The sequence below is a fragment of the Tepidiforma bonchosmolovskayae genome, assembly GCF_008838325.1.
Taxonomy (GTDB): Bacteria; Chloroflexota; Dehalococcoidia; order Tepidiformales; family Tepidiformaceae; genus Tepidiforma; species Tepidiforma bonchosmolovskayae.
The window spans coordinates 701,130-724,409 of sequence record NZ_CP042829.1; the positions used below are offsets into that span (position 1 = coordinate 701,130).

General features: G+C 70.5%; 21 protein-coding genes. 12 read left to right on the plus strand and 9 right to left on the minus strand.

What is annotated here, in order from left to right; all coding sequences use genetic code 11:
* The first annotated feature begins 64 nt into the window (after positions 1 to 64).
* From Tbon_RS03570 to Tbon_RS03590, 5 genes are all read left to right on the plus strand, one after another.
* On the plus strand, positions 65 to 580 hold the full coding sequence (locus tag Tbon_RS03570) for a 6-pyruvoyl trahydropterin synthase family protein (protein WP_158066338.1): 516 nt from the start codon (positions 65 to 67) through the stop codon (positions 578 to 580).
* Positions 577 to 2,208, plus strand: coding sequence for a hypothetical protein (locus Tbon_RS03575; protein ID WP_158066339.1), 1,632 nt, complete (start codon positions 577 to 579; stop codon positions 2,206 to 2,208). Before Tbon_RS03570 ends, Tbon_RS03575 begins: the two co-directional genes overlap by 4 nt.
* A complete protein-coding gene (locus tag Tbon_RS03580) occupies positions 2,196 to 2,804 on the plus strand; it encodes an archaeosortase/exosortase family protein (protein ID WP_192498116.1) in 609 nt (202 codons plus the stop codon). Before Tbon_RS03575 ends, Tbon_RS03580 begins: the two co-directional genes overlap by 13 nt.
* Positions 2,805 to 2,815: 11 nt before the next feature.
* The gene (locus tag Tbon_RS03585; protein ID WP_158066341.1) at positions 2,816 to 4,162 is read left to right on the plus strand and encodes a TIGR03111 family XrtG-associated glycosyltransferase; all 1,347 of its coding nucleotides are present in this window, start codon (positions 2,816 to 2,818) and stop codon (positions 4,160 to 4,162) included.
* Between the two features lie 83 nt (positions 4,163 to 4,245).
* Entirely contained in the window at positions 4,246 to 5,475 is a 1,230-nt protein-coding gene (locus Tbon_RS03590) for a CaiB/BaiF CoA transferase family protein (protein WP_158066342.1), read from the plus strand.
* Here Tbon_RS03590 and Tbon_RS03595 read toward each other — a convergent pair.
* The gene (locus Tbon_RS03595; RefSeq protein ID WP_158066343.1) at positions 5,468 to 6,181 is read right to left on the minus strand and encodes a nucleotidyl transferase family protein; all 714 of its coding nucleotides are present in this window, start codon (positions 6,179 to 6,181) and stop codon (positions 5,468 to 5,470) included. The genes Tbon_RS03590 and Tbon_RS03595 overlap by 8 nt on opposite strands.
* An 18-nt stretch (positions 6,182 to 6,199) precedes the next feature.
* Complete coding sequence (locus Tbon_RS03600) at positions 6,200 to 6,397, minus strand: hypothetical protein (RefSeq protein ID WP_098503352.1); 198 nt, start codon at positions 6,395 to 6,397, stop codon at positions 6,200 to 6,202.
* A 203-nt stretch (positions 6,398 to 6,600) separates the two neighbouring features.
* On the opposite strand from Tbon_RS03600, the gene Tbon_RS03605 reads away from it, so the two are divergent.
* Entirely contained in the window at positions 6,601 to 7,968 is a 1,368-nt protein-coding gene (locus Tbon_RS03605; protein ID WP_158066344.1) for an ABC1 kinase family protein, read from the plus strand.
* A 7-nt stretch (positions 7,969 to 7,975) separates the two neighbouring features.
* Here the strand turns inward: Tbon_RS03605 and Tbon_RS03610 are convergent, their stop codons facing one another.
* Together Tbon_RS03610 and Tbon_RS03615 are read right to left on the minus strand one after the other, a co-directional pair.
* The gene (locus Tbon_RS03610; RefSeq protein ID WP_192498117.1) at positions 7,976 to 8,866 is read right to left on the minus strand and encodes a glycosyltransferase family 2 protein; all 891 of its coding nucleotides are present in this window, start codon (positions 8,864 to 8,866) and stop codon (positions 7,976 to 7,978) included.
* A complete protein-coding gene (locus Tbon_RS03615) occupies positions 8,863 to 9,960 on the minus strand; it encodes a glycosyltransferase family 4 protein (protein WP_158066346.1) in 1,098 nt (365 codons plus the stop codon). The genes Tbon_RS03610 and Tbon_RS03615 overlap by 4 nt, the downstream gene beginning before the upstream one ends.
* Before the next feature lie 40 nt (positions 9,961 to 10,000).
* Between Tbon_RS03615 and Tbon_RS03620 the strand changes: the two genes are divergently transcribed.
* Entirely contained in the window at positions 10,001 to 11,059 is a 1,059-nt protein-coding gene (locus tag Tbon_RS03620) for a glucose-1-phosphate thymidylyltransferase (RefSeq protein ID WP_158066347.1), read from the plus strand.
* Positions 11,056 to 12,072 (plus strand): dTDP-glucose 4,6-dehydratase, encoded by a 1,017-nt coding sequence (gene rfbB / locus Tbon_RS03625; RefSeq protein WP_158066348.1) that lies wholly within the window; start codon positions 11,056 to 11,058, stop codon positions 12,070 to 12,072. The genes Tbon_RS03620 and rfbB overlap by 4 nt, the downstream gene beginning before the upstream one ends.
* A 3-nt stretch (positions 12,073 to 12,075) precedes the next feature.
* Here rfbB and Tbon_RS03630 read toward each other — a convergent pair whose 3' ends face one another.
* The 3 genes from Tbon_RS03630 to Tbon_RS03640 are packed head-to-tail and all read right to left on the minus strand — an operon-like array spanning position 12,076 to position 15,741.
* On the minus strand, positions 12,076 to 13,359 hold the full coding sequence (locus tag Tbon_RS03630; protein ID WP_225734696.1) for a molybdopterin molybdotransferase MoeA: 1,284 nt from the start codon (positions 13,357 to 13,359) through the stop codon (positions 12,076 to 12,078).
* Between the two features lie 38 nt (positions 13,360 to 13,397).
* A complete protein-coding gene (locus Tbon_RS03635) occupies positions 13,398 to 13,649 on the minus strand; it encodes an Lrp/AsnC ligand binding domain-containing protein (RefSeq protein WP_158066349.1) in 252 nt (83 codons plus the stop codon).
* A 43-nt stretch (positions 13,650 to 13,692) separates the two neighbouring features.
* Positions 13,693 to 15,741: a thioredoxin-like domain-containing protein gene (locus tag Tbon_RS03640; protein WP_225734697.1), complete on the minus strand. Its 2,049-nt coding sequence runs from the start codon at positions 15,739 to 15,741 to the stop codon at positions 13,693 to 13,695.
* 67 nt (positions 15,742 to 15,808) lie between these two features.
* Between Tbon_RS03640 and pheS the strand changes: the two genes are divergently transcribed.
* The 3 genes from pheS to Tbon_RS03655 are packed head-to-tail and all read left to right on the plus strand — an operon-like array spanning position 15,809 to position 20,074.
* Positions 15,809 to 16,867 (plus strand): phenylalanine--tRNA ligase subunit alpha, encoded by a 1,059-nt coding sequence (pheS, locus tag Tbon_RS03645; protein WP_158066350.1) that lies wholly within the window; start codon positions 15,809 to 15,811, stop codon positions 16,865 to 16,867.
* 16 nt (positions 16,868 to 16,883) lie between these two features.
* Positions 16,884 to 19,301, plus strand: coding sequence for a phenylalanine--tRNA ligase subunit beta (gene pheT / locus Tbon_RS03650; protein WP_158066351.1), 2,418 nt, complete (start codon positions 16,884 to 16,886; stop codon positions 19,299 to 19,301).
* A gap of 38 nt (positions 19,302 to 19,339) precedes the next feature.
* Complete coding sequence (locus Tbon_RS03655) at positions 19,340 to 20,074, plus strand: DUF6081 family protein (RefSeq protein ID WP_158066352.1); 735 nt, start codon at positions 19,340 to 19,342, stop codon at positions 20,072 to 20,074.
* A gap of 12 nt (positions 20,075 to 20,086) precedes the next feature.
* On the opposite strand, the gene Tbon_RS03660 is transcribed toward Tbon_RS03655, so the two are convergent.
* Together Tbon_RS03660 and Tbon_RS03665 are read right to left on the minus strand one after the other, a co-directional pair.
* Complete coding sequence (locus tag Tbon_RS03660) at positions 20,087 to 20,467, minus strand: limonene-1,2-epoxide hydrolase family protein (RefSeq protein WP_158066353.1); 381 nt, start codon at positions 20,465 to 20,467, stop codon at positions 20,087 to 20,089.
* A 36-nt stretch (positions 20,468 to 20,503) separates the two neighbouring features.
* A complete protein-coding gene (locus tag Tbon_RS03665) occupies positions 20,504 to 21,232 on the minus strand; it encodes an alpha/beta fold hydrolase (protein ID WP_158066354.1) in 729 nt (242 codons plus the stop codon).
* 140 nt (positions 21,233 to 21,372) lie between these two features.
* On the opposite strand from Tbon_RS03665, the gene asnB reads away from it, so the two are divergent.
* Complete coding sequence (gene asnB, locus Tbon_RS03670; protein WP_158066355.1) at positions 21,373 to 23,250, plus strand: asparagine synthase (glutamine-hydrolyzing); 1,878 nt, start codon at positions 21,373 to 21,375, stop codon at positions 23,248 to 23,250.
* Positions 23,251 to 23,280 lie beyond the last annotated feature (30 nt).

The window sequence follows — 23,280 nt, forward strand, 5'->3', positions numbered from 1 at the left end:
GGTCTGCGGGGCCGGTTCCCGAACATTCACTCAATCGTCGCGCAGGGTCCGCCGAAGCTCATGGGTGAAGACCACCGAGGTTGCAGCCATGCGCGGAACGGGTGACAGGCCGGGAGACCCGCCGGCGAAGGTTTCCGTCATTGACCGGGGCGCGGCCCCGGACCCCGGGCTCGTGCAGCGAGGCATCGCTGCGGGCCTCCGGTATCGGCTGGCGATCGATTCGTTTTTCGGGGCATCGCACGCGATCCGGCCGAACGGCGAGAAGCACACGCACTCGTACCGCGTGCAGGCGGTGTTCGTCACGGAGAACGTCGATGACGAGGGGATGGTGGCCGGCTTCCGGGAGGTAAAAAACCTGCTGGAGGCGGAGGCGAAGCGGTACGCGAACCGGTTCCTTAACGAGATCCACCCATTTACGGTGGTGCAGCCGACCGGGGAGAACGTCGCTGCCGTGATCTTCCGCAACCTGGAGGCGCGGCTGCTGGAGGAGATGCCGGGCGGGCCGCGATTGGTGAGTGTGACGCTCTGGGAGAACCCGACGATTTCGGTGACCGTCGAGGCAGGAGGTGATGCGGCATGAAGCGGGCCATGCTGCTGCTGGTTGTTCTTGCCAGTGTTTCGGGCGGCCTGGGGATGTTCACTGGCCGGGCGCAGGCTCCGGCGACGGCATCGCTGACGTTCCTGGCGGCGAGCTGCCCGGGCGACAGCGCGATCTACCAGGCGAAGGCGAACGGGCTGGACCCAAAAGCGAGCGACAACGGGACGGCGCAGGCGGTACCGGCGGATATTGCGGCATACGGCTGTGTGCCAGGCACGGCAAAGGGGCTGTTCCTGCTGGGCGGCTCGACGGCGAACTCGGTGTTCCTGGACCAGGCGCTGACGACGCCAGTCACGATGTCGACATCGGGGACGGGGTACGACGGGACCGCGACGGTGATTGCGGCGGGGCAGACGGTGTACCTGCCGGCCGGCAAGGCGCAGACGCGGCGGTTCTCGGTGGTCGATTTCCCGACGACGATTGTGACGGCGGCGCCGCTGCCGTTCATCGACCTGCAGTGCTACGCGGACGGCGTCAACAACGACAACAGCGACGGCGTGGGCTGGGGGGCGCTGGCGGTCCCGGCCGGTACGCAGGCGTACTGCATTCTCTACGTGTGGGACGGGACGAAGCCATCGCCGAAGCCGGCGCCGAGCCCGACGGCCACGCCGACCGCAGCGGCAACGAAGCCGGCGCCGAGCCCGACGGCCACGCCGACCGCAGCGGCAACGAAGCCGGCGCCGAGCGCGACGACAACGGACGTCGCGCCTGTGAAGACGCCGGGGACGCCGTCGGCGACGACCGGACCTGCGAAGCCCGGTACACCCCTTCCCATCGAAACGCTTGAGCCGAAGCCGACCGCTCCCGGGGGCAGCGGTGGCGGCGGGAAGGCGAAGGGGTTCATCCAGGTGAAGAAGTTCGTGCTGGATGAGAAGGGGAAGTGGCAGCCGGCGGCGCCGCCCGGGGAGTGGGTGTTCCTGCTGGCTGATGCGAACAACACGGCGATCCGGAAGTTCGTGGACGGCGAACTGGTGGAGATTGCGCCGGGGGACTACCTCGTGACGGAGCTGGACCCGGATACGGGGCTGCCGAACCCGCTGCTGTTCGACCTGGTGGAATCGCCGAAGGGGGCGTCGGCCTGCCCGAAGGAGCCGAAGGGCGGCAACCTCGCGGCGAAGATTTCGCTCCCGGAGGACGAGAAGCAGAACGGGAAGACGTTCCACCTGTGCGCCTACAACAAGAAGCCGGCGGTTGGGCCGAAGGTGACGGTGAAAAAGAGCTTCGTGAAGGAGGACGGCGGCGTGGTGTGGCGGGTGGAGCCGAGCGCAGCGGCCGACCTGCTGGTGTGGGACGCGGCGGCCTCCTGGTGCGAGGAGTACAACGGGGCAGCCTGCGGCGGGATCGGCAGCGGGAGCTACGGCAAGTTCTACGCGACGGCGCCGGGGCAGTATTTCCTGATTTACCAGAAGTTCGACGGCACGTCCGACAAGTGCGACGTGAAGAATACGGTCGAGTGGAGCACCGACCCGGCGGGTCCGCGAGAGTCGCTGACGGTGACCTACACGTGCTCGGGAGCGCCGACGATGGGATGGCTGCTGGTCGGGCTGTTCGGGACCTTCGCGGTCGGGGTCGCGTGGTACGTGAACCGGAAGGCCGAATGGACACGCTGACGTGGTTCGTGCCTGCGTGCGTCGCCTGGGCTGCGGCGGTCACGTTCTTCTGGAAGGCCAGGGCGTGGATCCTGTACTTCGTCCTGGGCGCGGCGGGATTCGCGGTGCTGGCGGTGACGGCGATGCGGGAGCTGGTGCCGGGCGAGCTGGCGGTTCGGGTGGCGACGGCACACGCGGTGCACTGGGTTGCGTGGCTGCTCGGGGTGCGGACGGCGCTGTTCGACGACCGGGCCGGGGAGCTGCTGGTCATCGGTGTCCCGCACCACCAGGAGTGGACGAAGCTGACGATCGGGATCGAGTGCTCGGGGGTGCTGGAGACGGCGGCGCTGATGGGCCTGGGGCTGTTCTACCCGGCGCTGCCGCTGGCGAAGCGGCTTGGAGTCCTGGGGGTCGCGCTCGCTCTGACGTTCGCAGCGAATGTGGTGCGGATGCTGGTCATCGTCGGGGCGGTTGCCTACGGCGGCCAGGATGCACTGGACATCGCGCACGTGGTGTTCGGGCGGGCGGTCTTCTTCTTCCTGGCGATCGGCATCTACTGGTTTGCAATTACGCGCCCGACGCTGCGGGTGGTCTACGCGCGGCTGCGGGAAGGCTAGGGGGCTGAGCGATGGTGACCGACTGGTGGCTGGCGGCGATGGCGTTCTGGGGGGTGTGGCTGTTCGTCCCGATTGTCATCGACGGGTACCAGGCGTTCCGGTACCTGCTGGCGACGCTCGTGGGGCGGGCGAAGCGGCTCCCGATCCGGCCGGTGACGGAGGCGCCGCAGGGGAAGTGGCCGTTCGTGACGGTGATTGTGCCGGTGTACAACAGCGCGGGGAGCCTCCGGGCGTGCATCGATTCGATCCGGCGGCAGAGCTACCCGGCGGAGCTCCTGGAGGTGCTGGCGATCGATAACGGGAGCAAAGACAACTCGTTCGAGGTGTTCGCGGAGCTGCAAAAGGAGCCGTGGGAGGGGGCGCTGCACTGGCTTTCGACGTTCCACCAGGGGAAGCCGTGGGCGCTGAACGTTGGCATTCACCACGCGCGGGGGCAGTACATCATCAACCTCGATTCGGATGTGACGCTGCACGAGGACGCGATTGCGAACATGGTGGCGGCGTTCGAGCACGACCCGGACCTGATTGCGGCGACGGGGGCGGTGGAGATCCGGCCGGAATCCGGGAGCAAGGGCTGGCTGCGGCTGGTGCACGAGTGTGAATTCCAGGAGTACTACTTCGCGTTCAATGTTGGGCGGCGGTTCGAGACGATGGCGAACCGGCTGTTCACGCTGGCGGGTGCCTTCAGCGCGTTCCGGCGGGAGGCACTGCTGGCGTCGCACCTGTACGACACGAGCACCGTGGGCGAAGACACGTTCATGACGTTCGAGATGCAGGAGCGGTTCCCGGGGAAGCGGGTCGGGGTGGTGACGAGCGCGGTATGCTACACGGACCCGATCCCTTCGCTGCGGGCGCTGTATGCGCAGCGGGTGCGGTGGCAGCGGGGGGAGATCGAGGTGATTGCGGCGCATCCGAAGCTTGCGAAGCGGGGCCTGTTCTACCGTGGGTTTGCGCCGGTGCGGACGCTCGTGGTGGACCACACGCTGGCCTTCCCGCGGGTGGCCTGGACATTCCTGATGCCGGGGCTGGTGTTCTTCGGCTACTCGTGGAGCACGGTGCTGCTGGCCGGGGTGGCGCTCTACGGGGCGTACTTTGTGATTGAAGCGGCGACGTGGACGACGAGCGCGCTGCTGGTGGTGTACCCGAGCGCGCGGCGGCTTTGGCGGGGCTGGTGGGTGGTGCCGTTCATGCCGGCGTACCGGTACCTGGTGTTCTGGATGCGGTTCGCGGGGACACTGACGGTGATCACCGAGGCGCACCAGTGGCGGACGAAAGACCCTGTGACGGCAACGCGGGAGTACGCGCTGACGCTGGTGAAGGCGGTGCCGAAGCCCGGGGAAGCGAATAAGGCGGCCTGAGCCGGTGGCGGGCATTCGACGGGGAGCCCCTCCGCGGGGAGAATCGGGGGACGATGCAGCCGCGGAGGGAGGGTACCGGGGGCATGGCGCGACCGCTGGAAGGGGTCCGGGTGCTGGACCTGACCTGGGTGCTGGCCGGGCCGTTCGGGTCGATGATCCTGGCCGACCTTGGGGCGGACGTTATCAAGGTGGAGCGGCCGCCCTACGGGGATATTTCGCGGACGACGGGGCCATACCAGAACGGGTGGAGCGGGTACTTCTTTTCGGTGAACCGGGGGAAGCGGAGCCTGGCGATCGACCTGAAGCACCCCGAGGGGCGCGAGCTGTTCCTGCAGCTGGTTGAGCATGCCGACGTGGTGATCGAGAACTTCACGCCGGGGACACTGGAGAAGCTGGGGCTGGGGTACGAGGTGCTTTCGGCGCGGAACCCGCGGGTGATCCTGGCGAGCATCAGCGGGTTCGGGCAGACGGGGCCGTACCGGGACCGGCCTGCGCTCGACATCGTGGTGCAGGCAATGGGCGGGGTGCTGTCGATCACGGGGGAGCCGGGCGGGCCGCCGATCCGGCCGGGCGTGTCGTACGGCGACGTGGTGGCGGGGATGTTCGCTGTTATCGGCATCCTGGCGGCGCTGCGGGAGCGTGACCGGAGCGGGCTCGGGCAGGCGATCGACATCAGCATGCTCGATTGCCAAGTGACGGTGATGGAGAACGCGATCATGCGGTACTTCGTGACGGGCGAGGTGCCGGGGCCGCTGGGCACGCGCCACCCGAGCGCGACGCCGTTCCAAGCGTTCCCGACGGCGGACGGGTGGATTGTGATCGCGCTGGGGTTCGGCGAGGAGAACCAGTGGAACCTGCTCTGCGCGATCCTGGGGGTGCCGGAGCTGATCGATGACGAGCGGTTCCTGACGGGGCCGCGCCGGACGCAGCACCACGCGGAGCTGGAGCCGCTGCTGGCGGCGGCCTTCCGGCAGCGGACGACGGCGGAATGGCTGGAGGAGCTGCTGGCCGCGGGCATCCCGGCGGGGCCGGTGAACACGGTGCGCGAGGTGGTGGCCGACCCGCAGGTGCGGGCGCGGGAGATGATCCGTGAGGTGACCCACCCGGCGGCGGGGACGATTCCGATTGCGAACACGCCGGTGCGGATGTCGCGCAGCGAAACGGGCATTAAGGGGCCGCCGCCGGACCTCGGGGGCGATACGTCCGACGTGCTCGGGGAGCTGCTGGGGCTTTCGGAGGAGGAGATCCGGGGGCTGGCCGAGCGGGGTGTGCTCGCGCTCGAGAGCAGGCTGGATATCTCGGAGATTACGTAGGGCCGGCCGGCGCGCGGTAGTAAGGGCGCTCGGCGAGGATGGCGCGGACGGCGGGCGGGACGAGGTCGGGCAGGATGCCGGCTGCGGCGAGTTCACGGGCGCGGGTCGAGGAGATGGCGGCAGCCTCGGGGTCGAGTTCGACGAGGATGACACGGTGCTCGTACTCGCGGGCGTTGGTGCGGAGCCACTCGGCGACGGCCTCGAGGGCGTGCGGGCCGCGGTTGGCGGCGATGACGCGACGGCGCTCGAAAAAGCGGTCGAGCTCGGAGGTCATGCTGGTGTAGTAGCGGGGGTCGAAGAGGCGGACGAGGGTATCGAAGCCGACGACGGGGGTCGGGTCGGCGGCGGGGAATGCGGCTTCGAGGGCGGCGACCTGGTCGATGATGCGGGCGGTATTGGCGGCGAGGACGGCGTGGCGGTAGCCGTCGCGCCGGGCAGCGAGGAGCATTTCGATGCGGGCATGGAGCGGCGCGCCGGTCACGCCCTTGTCGACGTTGCGGGTGGTGAGGAGCGCGGCGGGAGCGGCGGAAACGGCTTCGGCGGCGCGTTCGAGGAGGCGGAGATGGGCGACTGTGGGGGGATTGAAGGCGGCAGGGAGGAAGGCGATGGGGCCGGCGAGCGGCTCGCGGGCATCGAACCGTTCGGCGGCGGGCGCGGCAGCGCGGTCGAGGCGCGCGATGGCGTCGGCGAGCCGGCCGTGGTCCATGCGCCTATGGTAGGGCGGTCAGGCCGAGAACGTGTGCCGCTCGATGCGCCAGTCGACCTTCCAGAGCTCGTCCGGGCTCATCCATTCGCTCATGATGCGGCGGCAGTGGTGGACGCCGGCGTGGAGGTTGTGGGTGACGAGCGTCCAGCCCGGTTCGGGGTGGCCGGTGACGGCATGGAGGCGGCGGGTGCGTGGGTCGTAGAAGATGCCTGCCATGGTCGTATCCCTCGTACCAACAGTATCGGCTATGGATCGATAGTCTGAATAGATGGACACCCCACATTCCGGGAAAATTTTTCCCGGGGCTTGCCGGGGCGAGCGGGACGATTGCCGGGGCGGGGCGAACCGGCGAAGCTGGAAGCGGCCACCCGCGGGGCGGAGCGCCCGGGCGGGAGCGGCGTCCGGTGCAGGCACGAGGCATGGCGACAGGGCGAACGGGTTCAGCGATGCGGACGGGCCGGCTGGCCCGGACAGCGGTGCCGGCGCGGCTGGCGGCGGCAGCCGCGCTGCGGTGGCTCGGCACGTTCCGGTACCGGGGCGAACGGCGGCGCGAGAAGCGGAAGGAGGCGGTGCTGCGGACGGCGGAGGATGTGACGCGGGCGATGGGGGAGATGAAGGGCGCGGCCATGAAGGTGGGACAGGTACTCTCGATGATGAGCGGGGTGGTGCCCCCGGAGATGGCCGAGGGGCTGGCGACACTCCAGTCGAATGCGCCGCCAATGGCGTACGGGCTGGTGCAGGAGGTGCTGGAGGCGGCCTACGGGCGGTCGCCGGGGAGCGTGTTCCGGCGGTTCGAGCGCGAGCCGTTTGCGGCGGCGTCGATCGGGCAGGTGCACCGGGCAGAGCTGCGGGACGGGACGCGGGTGGCGGTGAAGGTCCAGTACCCGGGCGTGCGGGAGGCGATCGAGCGGGACCTGGCGAACGTGGCCGTGCTGCTTGGTTTCGGCGGGCTGGTGGCGAAGGGGCTCGATGTGGAGACGCTTGTGCGGGACCTGGGCGAGGGCATCCGGGGCGAGCTGGATTACCGGCGGGAGGCGGCCTGGCAGCGGCGATTCTTCGATGCGTTCGAAGGGCACGGATTCGTGCGGGTGCCACGGGTGTACCACGAGCTGACGACCGACACCGTGCTGGTGCAGGAGTGGCTGCCGGGGCGGCCGTTCCGGGAGGCGCTGGGGCTGCCGCAGGGGGAGCGGAACCGGCTGGGGGAGATGCTGTACCGGTTCTGTTTCGGCAGCCTGTACCGGCTGCGGCTGTTCAACGGGGACCCGCACCCGGGGAACTACCTGCTGCTGGAGGACGGGCGGGTGGGCTTCGTGGATTACGGGTGCGTGGCCGAGTTCGACAACGCCGTCGTGGAGGGGTTCAAGCGGCTGATCCGGGCGCTGGACCGTGGCGACCGGGAGGCGTGGCGGGCGGCGACCGAAGAGGTCGGCATCCTCCTGCCGAATGCGCCGTTCACGACCGACGAGCTGTACGAGCACATGCACTGGTACTTGGCGCCGATCCTGGAGGACGAGGTGGAGTACACACCGGAGCTGGCGGCGGAGATGGTGCGCCGGAACACGATGACCACGGGGCTGGGCGGGCAGATCAACCGGTACTGCAACGTGCCGGAGGGGATGGTGTTTCTGACACGGATCAACTTCGGGCTGGCGGGGCTGTTCGCGAGCCTGCGGGCGCGCGGGCCGTGGCGCGCGATTGTGCGGGAGTACGTGGACGATGCGCCGCCGAGCACGGAGCTGGGGCGGCTCTCGGCGGCGACGACCCGGAGCGGCAAGCCGATCTAGGCCGGCCTCAGGAGGGTTCGCGGCCGGTGAGGCGGGCGCGGCCGGCGCGCAGGGCGTAGGAGACCGCGTGGAGGCCGAAGCGTGCGGCGATGCCGGCGGCGGTGAGGGCATGGAGGAGCGGGTTGCCGCGGAAGTGCTTCCGGTAGTAGCGCCACATGCCGCGGTGGTGGCCGGCCATGGCCCGGTAGACGGCCCGCCGGGAGCTGCCGCCGACCCGGTGGCGGACGGAGGCGCCGGGGAAGTAGCGGACATCGAGGCCGGCGTCGTGGACGCGGCGGCAGAAGTCGACATCTTCGATGCTGAAGAAGTAGGCGGGGTCGAAAGGGCCGACGGCATCGAGGGCCCGGCGGTGGATGAGCATGAAGGCGCCGGAGACCCAGTCGACGGAGCGGATGTCGTCGTGGCCCCAGTCCGAGAGCAGGTACTGGCGGGACCAGGGGTTGCGGGGAAAGAGTTTGGTGAGGAGCGAGTGTCGGTTGAAGAGGGCGTTCCGGTGGGAGGGGAAGCTGCGGGCGCTGGGCTGGATGGAGCCGTCGGGGTTGAGGATGCGGCCGCCGAGGACGCCGACCCCGGGGTGGGCTTCGAGATACGCGGCAGCGGCGAGGATGCCGTCGTCGAGGAGCTCGGCGTCGGGGTTGAGGAGACAGAAGACCTCGGCGGCAGGGAGGGCCTCGAGGCCGCGGTTGACGGCAGCGGCGAAGCCGAGGTTGCGGCGGTGTTCGATGACGGTGACGGCAGGAAAGGCGGCGCGAATCGCCTCGACGGTGCCGTCGAAGGAGGCGTTGTCGACGACGACGGTGGTTGCGAGGAGACCGGGGACATGGGCCTCGATGGAGCGGAGGGCAGCGAGGGCGAGGTCGCAGCAGCGAAAGGTGACGATGACGATGCCGATGGTCACGGGACGAGCTCCCGGTAGACGGCTTCGGTGAGTTCGGCGGTGCGGGCCCAGGAGAAGCGGGCCGCGTGCTGGAGGCTGCGGTGGGCGAGCTCGGCGCGCCAGGCGGGGTCTTCGAGGAGGCGGAGGGCTTCAGCGGCGATCGCTTCGGGCGAGCGGAGCGGCACGAGGCGGGCGGCGCCATCGAGCACTTCGGACATCGCGGGGGCGTTCGCGGCGATGACGGGCGTGCCGCAGGCCATCGCTTCGAGCGGCGGCAGGCCGAACCCCTCGAAGAGGGACGGAAAGATGAGCGCCTCGGCGGCGGTGAGCAGGGCGGGGAGGTCCCCATCGGGAACGTAGCCGAGGAAGCGGACGGCATCGGCGACGCCGAGGCGGGCGGCTTCGCGGCGGAGCGGGCCGAGGAGGGGGCCGGGGTTGCCGGCGAGCGCGAGGAGGACATCCGGGCGGCGCTCGCGGATGATGGGGAGGGCGCGGACGGCATCGACGGCGCGCTTGCCGGGCTCGGCGGTGCCGAGGCAGAGGAGGTAGGGGGCTTCGATGCCGCGGGAGGCGCGGAAGGCGGCGACGCGCGCGGGTTCGGCGGCGCGGAGGCCGGCGCGCGGGGCCTCGGGGATGACGCGGATCCGCTCGGCGGGGAGGCCGAGGTAGCGGACGGCATCGGCGGCGACCGCCGACGAGGGGACGATGACGCGGTCGGCGAAACGGGCGGTAAAGGCGATGGCCCGGTAGTACCAGCGGCGGGCAGTGCTGTAGCGGCGGGGGATGCGGAAGAAGGTCAGGTCGTGGATGGTGGCGACCCGGGGGATGGGGAGGCGGCGGGGGGTGTAGAAGTGGAGGCCGTGGAGGAGGTCGGCGCGGGCCGCGATGGCCGCCGGGCCGAGGGAACGGAGCTGCCACGCGAAGCGGCGGGCGGGGGAGCCGCCGGGAACGGCGAGGTGGCGGCAACCGGGCAGCGGGCGGGGCGCGAAGGCGACCAGCTCGAGGCCGGGCCGGGCCGCGAGGGCGCCGGCCAGCTCCTTCATGTAGACGCCCGCGCCCGCGGGGCGGGGCGGGAGGGCGGAGGCATCGAGGGCCACGCGAATCACGCTCGGCACCGGGCGATTGTAGGGTGGGCGGTGCCTATAATCCCCGGGGATGAAGGGAATCGTGCTGGCGGGCGGGAAAGGGAGCCGGCTGCGGCCGTTCACCTACTCGGGCGCGAAGCAGCTGGTGCCGATTGCGAACACGCCGGTGCTCCACTTCCCGGTGCGGCAGCTGGTGGAGGCGGGCATCCGGGAGATTGCGCTCGTCGTGGGGGAGACGGAGGGGCAGGTGCGGGAGGCGATGGGCGACGGTTCGGCGTTCGGGGCGCGGTTCACCTATGTGCGGCAGGAGGCGCCGCTGGGGATCGCGCACGGGGCGCTGGTGTGCCGGGAGTTCGCCGGGGATGAGGCGTTCGTGCTGTACCTCGGCGACAACGTGCTGATGGGCGGGATCGCGGGGTTCGTGGAACGGTTCGCGCGGTCGGGGGCGGACGGGGCGCTGATTCTGCGGGAGGTAGAGGACCCGCGGGCGTTCGGCGTGGCGCGGATGGACGGGGAGCGGCTGGTCGAGGTGGTCGAGAAGCCGCAGCGGCCGCCTTCGAACCTCGCGGTAATCGGGGTATACGCCTTTCGGCCGGTGGTGTTCGACGTGATCGCGGCGCAGCAGCCGAGCGCGCGGGGGGAGCTGGAGATTGCCGACGCAATCAATGGGCTGCTGGCGCGGGGCTGCCGCGTGGAGGTGGAGGTGACGCCGCGGGAGTGGATCGATACGGGCAAGATGGAGGATATCCTTGCGGCGAACCGGCTGCTGCTGGGAACGGTGGAGCGGCGGATTGCGCCGGGCGCGCTGGTGCGGGGGAGCCGGGTGGAGGGTGCGGTGGTGATTGACGAGGGCGCGCGGGTGGAGGAGAGCGAGGTGATCGGCCCGGCGGCGATCGGGGCGGGGGCGCACATCGCGGGGAGCGTCATCGGGCCGAACGCGGCGATTGGGGAGGGGTGCCGGGTGGTGCGGAGCCGGGTGGAGGACGCGATTGTGATGAACCACAGCGAGGTGGTGGACTGCCCGGGGGTGGCGCAATCGATGCTGGGGCGGTTCACGCGGGTGGTCGGGGCGCCGGCCGGAGCACGGCTGACGCTGGGCGACCATTCGCGTGTGGAGGCGGCCGGGTGAGGGCGCTGGTCACCGGGGGCTGCGGGTTCATCGGCAGCCACGTGGTGCGGGGGCTGATTGCGGACGGGTGGGAGGTGACGAACCTCGACCGGATGACGTATGCGGCGAACCCGGCGAACGTGGCGGAGGTGGCGGACCACCCGCGCTACCGGTTTGTGGAGGGGGATATCTGCGACGGGCAGCTGGTGCGCGAGCTGGCGGCCGGGGCCGACCTCGTGCTGAACTTCGCCGCCGAGACGCACGTCGACCGGTCGCTGCTGGAGCCGGGCGTGTTCGTTCGGACGGACGTCGAGGGGGTGGTGACGCTGCTGGAGGCGGTCCGGGAGCAGCCGGGGACGGCGCTCGTGCATATGTCGACAGACGAGGTGTTCGGCAGCATCCCGGCGCCGGGGGAGGCCGCGGAGGATGCTCCCTTCGCGCCGAGTTCGCCGTACGCGGCGAGCAAGGCTGCGGCGGAGCTGATGGTGCGGGCGTACGCGGAGACGTACGGGATGGCGGTGACGGTGCTGCGGTGCTGCAACGTCTACGGGCCGAACCAGCACCTGGAGAAGTTCATCCCGCTGTTCACGATGCGGGCGCTGGCCGGTGAGCCGATGCCCCTGTACGGGGACGGGCTGCAGGAGCGGGAGTGGCTGTTTGTCGAGGATTTTGTGGATGCGCTGCGGCTGGTGCTGCGGGAGCTCCCGGCGGCGCCAGGGGTGCATGCGGTGCACATCGGGAGCGGCGAGCGGGTGGCGAACCGGCGGGTGGCGGAGCTGATCTGCGAGCTGCTCGAGCGGCCGGCGGAGCTCATTACGCCGGTGGCGGACCGCCCGGGGCACGACCGGCGGTACGCGCTCGACAGTTCGCGGCTGCGGGCGCGGGGGTGGGCGCCGCGGCGGCGGTTCGCGGAGGGGCTGGCGGAGACGGTGGCCTGGTACCGGGAGCACGGCGAGGCGTGGGCCCAGACGGCGAACGGCGACTTTGCGCGGTACTTCGAGCGGCAGTACGGGGCGCGGCTGGCGCGGCGGTAACGGCTAGGGGGCGTGCTCCCAGTCGAGCATGATGCACTCAATTTCGTCGCCGGGGTTCGCGGCGCGGACGTCTTCGGGGATGACGGCGAGGGCGTTGGCGGAGCTCATGGAGGTGAGCATGCCGGAGCCCTGCGGGCCGGTGAGGTCGGCGTACCAGCGGCCGTCATCACCGCGGGTGACGATGCAGCGGGCATAGAAGCGGCGGGCATCGGGGTTTTTCACGTAGTCGCGGGAGATGGCGCGGACGGTAGGGCGCTCCCAGTCGGAGCGGCCGAGCATGGTGAAGATGGCGGGCCGGCCGAACAGCTCAAAGGAGACCATGGAGCTGACGGGGTTGCCGGGCAGGCCGAGGTGGGGGACTTTGCGGCCGTCGGGCGCGGTGAAGGCGCCGAAGGCGAGGGGTTTGCCGGGGCGCATGCGGACGGACCAGAAGTCGATGTTGCCTTCGCGGGCGAGGACATCTTTGACGACATCGAAGTCGCCGCGGGAGACGCCGGCGGAGGTGACGAGCATGTCGGCATCGAGGCCCTCGCGGATTTTGGCGGTGAGGTCTTCGACGGTATCGCGTGCGATGCCCAGGATGCGGGGGATGCCGCCGTATTTGCGGACGAGGGCGGCGACGCTGTAGGCGTTGGCATCGTAGATGCGGCCGGGGAGGAGGGGTTCGCCGGGCGGGGTGATTTCATCGCCGGTGGAGAGGATGGCCACGACGGGCCGGCGGATGACGGTGACGTGGGTGAGGCCGATGGAGGCGAGGACGCCGATTTCGGAGGGACGGAGGACGCGGCCGGCCTGGATGACGGTGGAGCCGGCCTGGACATCCTCGCCGCGGCGGCGGATGTTGGCGCCGGGATTGGCGGCCTTGAGGATGCGGACGGAGCCGGCCTTGCGGGCGGCCTCGTTGATGCCGCGGAGGGCTTCGTCGGTTTCTTCGAAGGGGACGATGGCGTCAGCGCCGGGCGGGACAGGGGCGCCGGTCATGATGCGGACGGCTTCGCCGGGGCCGACAGGCGTTTCGAGGACGTAGCCGGCGGCGAGGTCGGCGATGACGCGGAGTTCGACGGGCGCAGCTTCGCCGGCGCCGGCGGTATCGGCCGCGCGGACGGCGTAGCCATCCATGGCGGTGTTATCGAGCGGCGGAATGTCGAACGGGGCGACGACGTCTTCGGCGAGGACCTGTCCGAGAGCATCGAGGAGCGGTTTGCGCTCGGGCTCGAGCCGGCTGAAGTACGCGAGGATGCGCTCGCGCGCCTCTTCGACGGGGATCATGCTGGTGACGGGGAGCATGGTCCTCAGTGTAGCGGAGCGGGAACCGGGGGAGCGGGTCAGGCGAGGCGTACGGCGAGGCAGGTGGTGGTGCGCTGGACGCCGTTGACCTTCTGGATGGCCTCGGTGATGGCATTGCCGAGCGAGTCGAGGTCGTCGGCCTCGACCTGGGCGATGACATCGAACGGGCCGGTGACGGTATCGACGTTGACGAGGCGGGCGCCGGGGTAGCTGAAGTTCTGGATGGCGGCGCTGACGGACTTCGCTTTGCCGACTTCGGTTTCAATGAGGATGTAGCCGCGGACGGCCATGCGTGGTCCCCTCCAGGAGTGATGCGGGGATGATACGCGATGGTCAGCGCTCGGGCAGGCGGAGCTGGAGGCGGAGTTCGGCGGCAGGCGCGCCGGGGACGACCTCGACGGGGAGACGATAGGCCGCCCGTGCGATAAAGCAGAGGGCTTCCTGGCCCTCGCGGCAGTAGTAGGCGGAGACGGCAGCGGTGAGGACGGCGCTGCCGGGAGCGAGGATCACCGGGACCGGGAAGCTGACGGACGGGTCGTCGGTGCGCCATTCGAGGCGGTGTTCGCCGGGCTCGACGACAGCAGGGTTGCTGGAGGAAAGCTCGAGGACGGATGGGGCGAGGGCATTGAGGTGGTAGCCGGGCGGGGCAGCAATTTCGATGCGCAGGCTGGCAGCACCGGGGGCGACGGTTTGGGCGGGGAGGTCATGCGTTTCGACCGGGCCGCCCGCCGGAGGGCGGAGGCGTTCGATGTTCGCGAGGGCTAGGGTGCTGACGGTGCCCGAGACGGGATTGAAGGTGCGGACGAGGTGGTTGGCCGAGTCAGCGATGTAGAGGAGGCGGCCATCCCAGGCGAGGCCGGCGGGCTCGGCGAAGAAGGCCTCGCCGGCAGTACCATCGGACCAGCCGCGTTCGGAGCCGGCGGCGGTGCCGAGCTGGCGGGTGGCCGGGTCGAGCACGCGGATGCGGTGGTTGTAGGTATCGGCGATATAGAGAACGCCGCCCGCGAAGGTGATGCCCTGGGGGTGCTGGAGCTGGCCCTGGCGGCCGACGCCGTCGCGGTCGCCGTAGTCGAAGAGGCCGGTCCCGACGAGGGTGCGGACCTCGCCGTCGCCCTCGATGGGGACGGTGCGGACGGCGGAGGCCTCGGGGTCGACCCAGTAGAGGTAGATGCCGTCGGTGGTAATACCGGACGGCTGGGCGAGGGTGGCCATTTCGCGGCGGGGGCCGTCATCGAGGCCTTCGCGGGAGGTGCCGGCGAAGACGTCGATGGTGCCGGCGGCGAGGTCGAGCACCCAGACCTGGTGGACACCGGCCATGGTGACGAAGAGGCGGCGCCCGACTTCGACGAGGCCCCAGGGGGAAGCGAGGTCGACCTCGCGGGCGGGTTCGGGGCCCCGGGGGAGGCGGGTGAGCTGGCGGCCGGTGCCGGCGATGGTGCGGGTTTCGCCGGAGGCGAGGTCGATGCCGCGGACGGCGTGGTTGCGGGTATCGGCCACGTAGAGCGTGCGGCCATCAGCGGAGAGGGCAAGGCCCTGGGAGTCGCGGAAGGCGGCCTCGGCGGGGGCGCCGTCGACGAAACCGGGCTGGCCGGTGCCGAAGACGCGGAGGACCTCGCCGGAGCGGGCGGCTTCGATGATGCGGTGGTTGCCGGCATCGGCAATGTAGAGGCGGTCGGCGGCAGCGGAGACGGCGACAGTCGAGGGGTAGGCGAGGGTGGCGGCGGCCGGCGGCGCACCGGGGGCGAGCGGGAGCGGCTCGCTGCGGAGGAGGCCGCGCCCGGCGAATTCGGCCACGAGCGAGGCGAGAATGGGCTGGAAGAGCGGGTAGACGCCTTCGCCTTCGTGGTAGCCGACGAGGTTGCCGGCGGGGTCGATGAGGACGAGGGTGGGCCAGGCGCGGGCGCCGTAGGTGGTCCAGACGCGGAAATCGGCGTCGTTGATGACGGGGTGGGTGATGCCGAGGCGGCGGATCGCCTCGCGGATCGTCTCGTCTTCGTGTTCTTCGGCGTATTTGCCGGAGTGGACGCCGATGACGACGAGGCGGTCGCCGAACTCGGCTTCGAGCCGTTTGAGGTCGGGCACGATGTGCTGGCAGTTGATGCAGCCGGCGGTCCAGAAGTCGAGGAGGACGATGCGGCCGCGGAGGTCCTCGAGGGTCATGGGGCGCTGGACGTTGAACCAGGTGAGGCCGGGCGGGAAGGGCGGGGCGGGTTCGGTGCCGACCCAGGATGTGCGCTCGGGCTGGGAGGACACGTCAGCGTACCCCTGCGGGGCGGAGCGCTCGGACCCGCGTGAGCAGGCGACGGCGATGATGGCGGCGAGCGCCGCGGCGAGGGCGAGGCATAGGGCGATGATACGGGTTCGGCGGGCGGGCCGTTGCACCCTGCGAGTGTAGGCGCGGCGAGGGGCCACGGACGGTAAGGGCGGGTGCGCCTATACTTGGAAGCCCATGACGACCGAGACCGGGAATCTTTCGCGCCTCGAAGAGGAGGCGCTGGCGGGCCTTGCAGCGGCCGGCGACGAGGCGTCGCTGGAGCGCTGGCGGGCCGAGTGGCTGGGGCGGCAGGACGGGCGGGTCACCGTGCTGCTGCGCGGCATCCGCGAGGTGCCGCAGGAGGAGCGGGCGGCCTACGGGGCGGCGGTGAACGCGCTGAAGGGGCGGCTGGAGGCGGCGCTGGAAGAGCGGCGGGCGGCGCTGAAGCGTGCGGAGCTGGAGCGGCTGGCGCGGGAGGGGGCGCTGGATGTGACGCTGCCCGGACGGCCGCAGCCGCTCGGGAGGCTCCACCCGATCACGCGGACGCTGCGGGACTGCCTCGAAGCGTTCAAGGCGATGGGGTTCCGGGTGGCCGAGGGCCCTGAGGTGGAGTGGGACCGGTACAACTTCGATGCCGCGCGCATCCCGGAGGATCACCCGGCGCGGGACATGTGGGACACGATCTGGGTGAACACGCTGATCGACGGGAAGCGGCGGATGCTGCTGCGGACGCACACGACGCCGAACCAGATCCGGGTGATGGAGCGGACGCCGCAGCCGCCGGTGCGGGTGGTGGTGCCGGGGAAGTGCTACCGGCAGGAGGCGACGGACGCGACCCACGAGTGGATGCTGACGCAGATCGAAGGGCTGGCGGTGGACGAAGGGGTCCGGATGAGCGACCTGAAGGGCGTGCTCTATGAGTGGGCGCGGGCGATGTTCGGGTCGGACCGGCGGATTATCTTCCACCACTCGTACTTCCCGTTCGTTGAACCGGGCGTGGAGATGGCGATCGACTGCTTCATCTGCCGGGGCGACGGGCGGCAGTGCCACACCTGCCACGGGACGGGGTGGATCGAGATCCTCGGGGCAGGGATGGTGCACCCGGAGATCATCGACAATGCGGGGTACGACGCATCGAAGGTGACGGGCTTCGCGTTCGGCATCGGCGTGGAGCGGGTGGCGATGCTGCGCTGGGGGATTGAGGACATCCGCCACTTCTACAGCAACGACCTGCGGTTCCTGAGCCAGTTCTGAGCGAGGAGGGGACGAGATGAAGGTATCGCTGAACTGGCTGCGGGAGTACGTGGACGTCCGCCTGCCGATCGAGGAGCTGGCGCGCCGGATTACGGACGCGGTGGCGGAGGTGGAGGGGTGGCGGGTCATCGGCGAGATGTGGGACCCGGCGCTGGTGCGGGTGGCAAAGGTGGTGGCGGTGGAGCCGCACCCGAATGCGGACCGGCTCCGGCTGGCGACGGTCGATACGGGGCAGGGGACGGTACGGGTGGTGTGCGGTGCGCCAAACCTTGCCGTGGGGCAGACGGTGGCGTTTGCGAGCGAAGGGGCGCGGCTGTTCGACGGGCACACCGGCGAGCCCACGACCTTGAAGCTGCGGCCGATCCGCGGGGTGGAATCGGCGGGCATGGTGCTAAGCGAGAAGGAGCTCGGGCTGAGCGACGAGCATGAAGGGATCCTCGTGCTGCCGGAGGGGACGCCGGTCGGCGTGCCGCTGGCGGATGTGCTCGGCGATGTGATCCTGGAGGTTTCGACCTGGGCGAACCGGGCAGACCTCCTGGGGATGGTGGGGTTCGCGCGCGAGGTGGCGGCTCTGACGGGGAGCGTGCTGCGGGAGCCGGACCGGCGGTACAGCGAGAGCGGCCAGGACGTCAACGAGCTGGTGTCGGTGACGATTGAGGCGCCGGACCTCTGCCGGCGGTTCACGGCCTCGGTGATCGAGGGCATCGAGATCGGGCCGTCGCCGGCGTGGATGCAGGAGCGGCTGCGGAAGGCGGGGATGCGGCCGATCAACAACGTGGTCGACATCACGAATTATGTCATGCTGGAGACCGGGCAGCCGCTCCATGCGTTCGACTACGACCTTGTGCGGGGGAAGCGGATTGTGGCGCGGCGGGCGCGGCCCGGCGAGCGGCTCGTGACGCTCGACGGGGTGGAGCGTGAGTTCGACAACGAGATGCTGCTGATCTGCGACGGCGAGGGCCCGGTGGGCGTGGCCGGGGTGATGGGCGGGGGCAACAGCGAGGTGAACGAGGGGACGACGCGGGTGCTGCTGGAGGTGGCGAACTTCCGGGCGGGCTCGATTCGGCGGACGTCGACGCTGCTGAAGCTTCGAACGGAGGCCTCGCTGCGGTTCGAGAAGGGGATCGGGCCGGAGATGGCGATGTACGCGCAGCAGCGGGCGCTGCACCTGTTCGAGGCGGTTTGCGGGGGCAGGATTGCGCGGGGAATCGTGGACGTGTATCCGGGGAAGGAGCCGCCGCGGACCATCCTGCTTGAGTCTGCGCGGATTGCGCAGGTGCTGGGGGTCGAGGTGCCGGTGGAGGACGTGCGGCGGATCCTGGGCGACCTCGGGTTCCTGGTCCACCATGTGCCGCCGGCGAAGTACAGCGTGCAGGTGCCCTCGTGGCGGCCGGACGTGGAGATCCCGGACGACCTGGTTGAGGAGGTCGGCCGGATTTACGGATACGACCGGCTGCCGACGACGATGCTGCGGGGGACGCTGCCGCCGCCGGAGACGAACCCGGTGATGGCGCTCCGGGAGCGGCTGCGGGACCTTGCGGTCGCGCTCGGGTTCCAGGAGGTGATCAATTACACGCTGACGACGCGGGAGAAGCTGGCGCTGGTGACGGACCCGATGGATACGGTGCGGCGGAATCCGCTCGGGGTGGTGAACCCGGTCGCGGCGCAGCATGCCTACCTCCGCACGAGCCTCCGCGGCTCGGTGCTGGAATCGTTCGCGGCGAATCGGCGGCAGGCGGAGGGCCCGCTGCGGCTGTTCGAGGTTGGATTCGAGTACCTGCCGGTGGAGGGCGACCTGCCGATCGAGCGGCCGGTGCTGTGCGCGGTGCTGGGCGGGCCGCGGGAGGGACGCTGGCGCGTGGGCGGCGGCGAGGCGCTGGACTTTTTCGATGCGAAAGGTGCGGTGGAGGCGATGCTGGGTGCGCTCGGCGTGCGGGGCACCTGCGTCCCCGCCGAGGAGTACGGGCTGCTGCCGGGCCATACGGCGAAGTTCGGGGTCGGGAGCGAGATGGCAGGCATCGTGGGGCAGGTGCACCCGGACACGGCAGCCGCGTTCGACATCGACGAGCCGGTGTACCTGTTCGAAGTATGGGTGGAGGACCTGGTCCGGCACCTGCCGGAGCGGCCGCCCTACCAGGCGCTTTCGCGCTACCCGGCCGTGCGGCTCGACCTTGCGGTGGTGGTCGATGCCGCGGTGCCGGCGGGCGCCGTGCTGGACCTGGTTCGTTCGCACCGGAGCCAGGGGGTGCAGGTGCGGGCTGAGCTGTTCGACGAGTACCGCGGGCCGGGGGTCCCGGAGGGGAAGAAGTCGCTGGCGCTGCGGCTCTGGCTGCGGGCCGATGACCGGACGCTGACGGACGATGAGGCGCTGAAGGTGCGCCAGGGGCTGCTTGCGCGGCTGGGCCGGGAGTTCGGCGCCACGCTGCGGGGCTGAGCAACAGCCGGGGCGGAAGGCCCGCAGAGGAGGCTGGCATGGCCGAACGGATTGTGGGGGACTTTCACCGGATCCTGGAGCCGGATTCGGCGTGGGCGATCGGGTCGTTCCTGCTGCCCGATGGTTCGCGGTGGGAGTACCGGGAGCCCAACGCGGTGGTGCTGGTTCGGAACGGCTGGCTGCAGGTTTCGGCGGTGCCGTACACGCGGAAGCATGACCGGGTCCAGATCCTGGACAACGCGAAGCACATGTACTTTTCGAAGGAGCGGTTTGCGGTGCCGGACGGCGGGCGGATTACGTTCGAAATCCAGGTGGCGGCGAGGACGGTGGGGACGCGGCCGGGGGACCTGTACGACGGGTATGTTTCGTGGAACCTGCTCGACCTGGAGACGGGGTGGGCCTTCGACTTTTTCACGGGCGGCGACACGGTGGCGACGGTGTACGGGCGGCTGCCGTTCCCGGGTGCGCGGCTGCCGGAGACGGGGGAGGCGCGGGCGTTCTGCATCTTCCATGAGCTGCACGATTTGCCGACGGCGCAGGGGCAGGTCCACGCCTACCGGATCACCTACGACCAGGGTGCGAACACGGTGGAGTTCGAGGCCGACGGCAGGGTGGTCGACCGGTATGAGAACGTCCCCGACCGGATCACGGGGTTCACGGCAGCGCTCGGCCTGATGTCGGAGATCGACATCGAGGATGGGCGGTCGGTGAGCTGCCATGGGCAGGGGGTCATCGGGCGGTGGAGCCCGATGCGGGTGGTGACGGAGCCGTAGGCGGGGCGGGAATCAGCCGCCGGAGAGCGCCTTAAGCCAGGTGTTCATATCGAAGTAGTCGCGCCAGGCGCAGATGCGCTCGCCGCGGACCTCGAAGGCGCCGGCGACGGGGAGTTCGATGACGCGGTCGCCGGCGGCAAAGCGGTCGATGCGCTCGTTCATGACGAGGTTGCCATCGGCGACCTGGCGAAGGACCTCCCAGCCGCGGGACTCGACCTGTGCGAGGAAGCCCTGGAAGACGGCGGCGATGGCTTCGGGGCCCCTGACGGGCTGGGCGGGGATGTTGTGGTAGACGGCGTCTTCGGTGAAGTAGGAGGCGAGGCGGGCAGGGTCGGGGCGGGGCTGCTGCCACTCGGCGATGAAGGCGCTGACAACTTCGGCGGGCGAACGCATGGCAGGGGCTTCCTCCGGTCGCGGGTTGCTGTCGGGCTAGAGGATATCGTGTTCTTCGCGGCCGCCGGGAAGGGGCGAACCGGCGAGGGCCGGCGGGAGCCACTCGGCGAGGAGGCGGTCGATGGCGTCGCGGGCCTGGATGAGCGAATGGCCGGCTTCAGCGAAGAGGGCGATGCGCTTCGGTTCGCGGGCGCGGCGGTAGATATCTTCGCTGGCCTCGTGGCTGAGGACGGTATCGGACATGCCGTGGATGAGGAGGAGGGGACGGCCGAGGGTTTCGACGTCGGCGGTGCCGTAGAGCTGGGGGGACATGGCGACGACGCCGCGGACGGCGGGGTGGAGTTCGGCGGCCTTGATGACGACGGCGCCGCCGAAGCTGTGACCGACGAGGGCGAGTTCCTCGGCGCCGATGCCGCGGAGGAAGGAGCAGCCGGCGAGCACATCGAGGACGCACTCTTCAAAGACGTTGGGCTGGCGGTAGTCGATGCGGAAGACGGTGACGCGGGCGTCGGCGAGGAGGGCAGGGAGGCGGGCGTACAGGCCGTCTGCTGGGCCATCGAGGCCGCCCATGGCACCGCCGACGCAGACGATGGCGGCTGTCCCGCCTTCGACGGGATGGAGGACGCCGTCGATGGGGCCGCGGGTGGTTTCGAGGCGGATGCGGAGCGCGCCGGGTGCGGATTCGACGGGCAGGGCGCCGACGCGGAGGATGCGGAGGTCGAGGTCCTCGGGCTCTTCCGCGTCGTCCCACATGTTGCCGGGCATTGGAGGGAGTATACGTCACGCGCGGACGGGATGGTGTTCTTTCCGGTGACGAAAACTTCCCTGAAGGGCAGAGGCTGCTACCATGCGCGCAGATTGCTGGCGCCGGGAGCGGGCGACGGCGCGGTGGAGGCCTGACGCGCATGTGCGGGATAGCCGGCATTCTTTCCCTCGGCGCCGAGAAGGTGCCGCGGGAGGACGTGCTCGCCATGGCGCGGCGGCTCCGGCATCGCGGCCCGGACGGAGAAGGGAGCTACTTCGGGCAGGGGATCGGGTTTGGGCACACGCGGCTGGCGATCATCGACCTGAGCCACGCCTCGGACCAGCCGTTTGCGGATGAGGCGGCGGGGCTGGTGCTGGTGTTCAACGGCGAGATTTACAACTACGTCGAGCTGCGGACGGAGCTGGAGGGGCTGGGCCACCGGTTCCGCTCGCAGGGGGACACGGAGGTGCTGCTGCGGGCGTTCGCGCAGTGGCGGACGGGGGCGTTCGCGCGGCTGAACGGGATGTTTGCCTGCGCCATCTGGGATGAGCGGAGGCAGGAGCTGGTGCTGGCGCGCGACCGGTTCGGCGAGAAGCCGCTCTACCTGGCGCGGACGGGGCGGGAGGTGCTGTTCGCGAGCGAGATGAAGGCGATCCTGGCGGTGCGGCCGGAGCTGCGGGTGCCGAATTTGCGGGCAGTGTACCGGTACATCGCCCGGGGCGACCTGGACCAGGACACGGAGAGTTTTTTCGCGGGGATTGAGAGCCTGCCGGCCGGGCACTACCTGGTGCTTGACCGGGAGGGGCGAGGGACGCCCCGGCGGTACTGGCTGCCGCGGGCGGCTGAGACGCCGCGGCGGCACGCGGAGGCGGTGGAGGCGTTCCGGTCGCTGTTTTTCGATGCGGTGCGGATCCGGCTGCGGAGCGATGTGCCGGTCGGGAGTTCGCTGAGCGGCGGCATCGATTCGTCGAGCATCGTCTGCACGATTCACGCCCAGAAGCTGGCGCTGGGCCTGGGCGAGCAGCACACGTTCAGCGCGCGGTTTGCCTCGGCGGCACACGATGAGGGGCGGTTCATCGACCTGGTGGCGCGCCGCTGCGGTGCAGACCGGCACGACACCTGGGTGGAGCCAGAGGCGTTCGAGGCGGCGTTTGCGGCGCTGCAGTACCACCAGGAGGAGCCGATCGCGAGCACGAGCCCGTTTGCGCAGTGGATGGTGATGCGGCTGGCGCGGGAGCACGGGACGACGGTGCTGCTCGACGGGCAGGGGGCGGATGAGCTGCTCGGGGGGTACACGCAGGCGCTGGGGATGTTTTTCGCGCACTGGCTGCGAACGGGGCGGCTGGACCGGGCTGCGGGGCTGCTGTGGGAGTCGTGGCGGCGGTATGGGTCGCTGCGGGAGCCTGCGCTGTTCGGCGGGTACTACCTGCTGCCGGCGCGGGTGCGCGACCGGCTGGCGGAGCGGTACTTCGGCTCGGGCGCGCTGCTGGCGCCGGCGGTGCATGACCGGTACGCCCCCGCGCACGCGGCCACGATTGCGCCGTTCCGGGACCGGCTGCGGAACGAGCTGGTGCGGTGGCAGCAGACGACGCAGCTGCCGGAGTTCCTGCGCTACGCGGACCGGAACAGCATGGCGTTCGGCCGGGAGGTGCGGCTGCCGTTCCTGGACCACCGGCTGGTGGAGTTCTGCTTCGGACTGCCGCCGCAGTGGCTGATGGAGGGCGCGACGACGAAGGCGATCCTGCGCCGGGCGATGGACGGGATTGTCCCGGATGCGGTGCTGAAGCGGCGGGACAAGCTGGCGTATGCGCCGCCGCAGCGGAGCTGGGCGCACGGGCCGCTGAAGGGGTGGATTGTCCGGCACCTCGAGGGGGCGGCGCGGCGCGGCGACGTGTTCGATGGGGAGGCCGTGCAGGCGGTGCGGGAGGGGTTCCTGCGGGGCGAGGATGACGTGCTGGCCTGGCGGGTGGCGAGCACGGAGGCGTGGTTCGCTGAGATGGTCGACCGGGCTCCCGGGCTGCCTGCCGGGTGCGAATGAGCGAATGCTGGTAACCTGCCGGTTTGGAAC

Excerpts from the sequence above, each read along its gene's own strand:
- Tbon_RS03575 (WP_158066339.1), top strand. The coding sequence starts at position 577 with ATGAAGCGGGCCATGCTGCTGCTGGTTGTTCTTGCCAGTGTTTCGGGC.
- Tbon_RS03580 (WP_192498116.1), top strand. The coding sequence starts at position 2,196 with ATGGACACGCTGACGTGGTTCGTGCCTGCGTGCGTCGCCTGGGCTGCG.
- Tbon_RS03585 (WP_158066341.1), top strand. The coding sequence starts at position 2,816 with ATGGTGACCGACTGGTGGCTGGCGGCGATGGCGTTCTGGGGGGTGTGG.
- Tbon_RS03590 (WP_158066342.1), top strand. The coding sequence starts at position 4,246 with ATGGCGCGACCGCTGGAAGGGGTCCGGGTGCTGGACCTGACCTGGGTG.
- Tbon_RS03595 (WP_158066343.1), bottom strand. The coding sequence starts at position 6,181 with ATGGACCACGGCCGGCTCGCCGACGCCATCGCGCGCCTCGACCGCGCT.
- Tbon_RS03600 (WP_098503352.1), bottom strand. The coding sequence starts at position 6,397 with ATGGCAGGCATCTTCTACGACCCACGCACCCGCCGCCTCCATGCCGTC.
- Tbon_RS03605 (WP_158066344.1), top strand. The coding sequence starts at position 6,601 with ATGGCGACAGGGCGAACGGGTTCAGCGATGCGGACGGGCCGGCTGGCC.
- Tbon_RS03620 (WP_158066347.1), top strand. The coding sequence starts at position 10,001 with ATGAAGGGAATCGTGCTGGCGGGCGGGAAAGGGAGCCGGCTGCGGCCG.
- Tbon_RS03630 (WP_225734696.1), bottom strand. The coding sequence starts at position 13,359 with ATGCTCCCCGTCACCAGCATGATCCCCGTCGAAGAGGCGCGCGAGCGC.
- Tbon_RS03635 (WP_158066349.1), bottom strand. The coding sequence starts at position 13,649 with ATGGCCGTCCGCGGCTACATCCTCATTGAAACCGAAGTCGGCAAAGCG.
- pheS (WP_158066350.1), top strand. The coding sequence starts at position 15,809 with ATGACGACCGAGACCGGGAATCTTTCGCGCCTCGAAGAGGAGGCGCTG.
- pheT (WP_158066351.1), top strand. The coding sequence starts at position 16,884 with ATGAAGGTATCGCTGAACTGGCTGCGGGAGTACGTGGACGTCCGCCTG.
- Tbon_RS03655 (WP_158066352.1), top strand. The coding sequence starts at position 19,340 with ATGGCCGAACGGATTGTGGGGGACTTTCACCGGATCCTGGAGCCGGAT.
- Tbon_RS03660 (WP_158066353.1), bottom strand. The coding sequence starts at position 20,467 with ATGCGTTCGCCCGCCGAAGTTGTCAGCGCCTTCATCGCCGAGTGGCAG.
- Tbon_RS03665 (WP_158066354.1), bottom strand. The coding sequence starts at position 21,232 with ATGCCCGGCAACATGTGGGACGACGCGGAAGAGCCCGAGGACCTCGAC.
- asnB (WP_158066355.1), top strand. The coding sequence starts at position 21,373 with ATGTGCGGGATAGCCGGCATTCTTTCCCTCGGCGCCGAGAAGGTGCCG.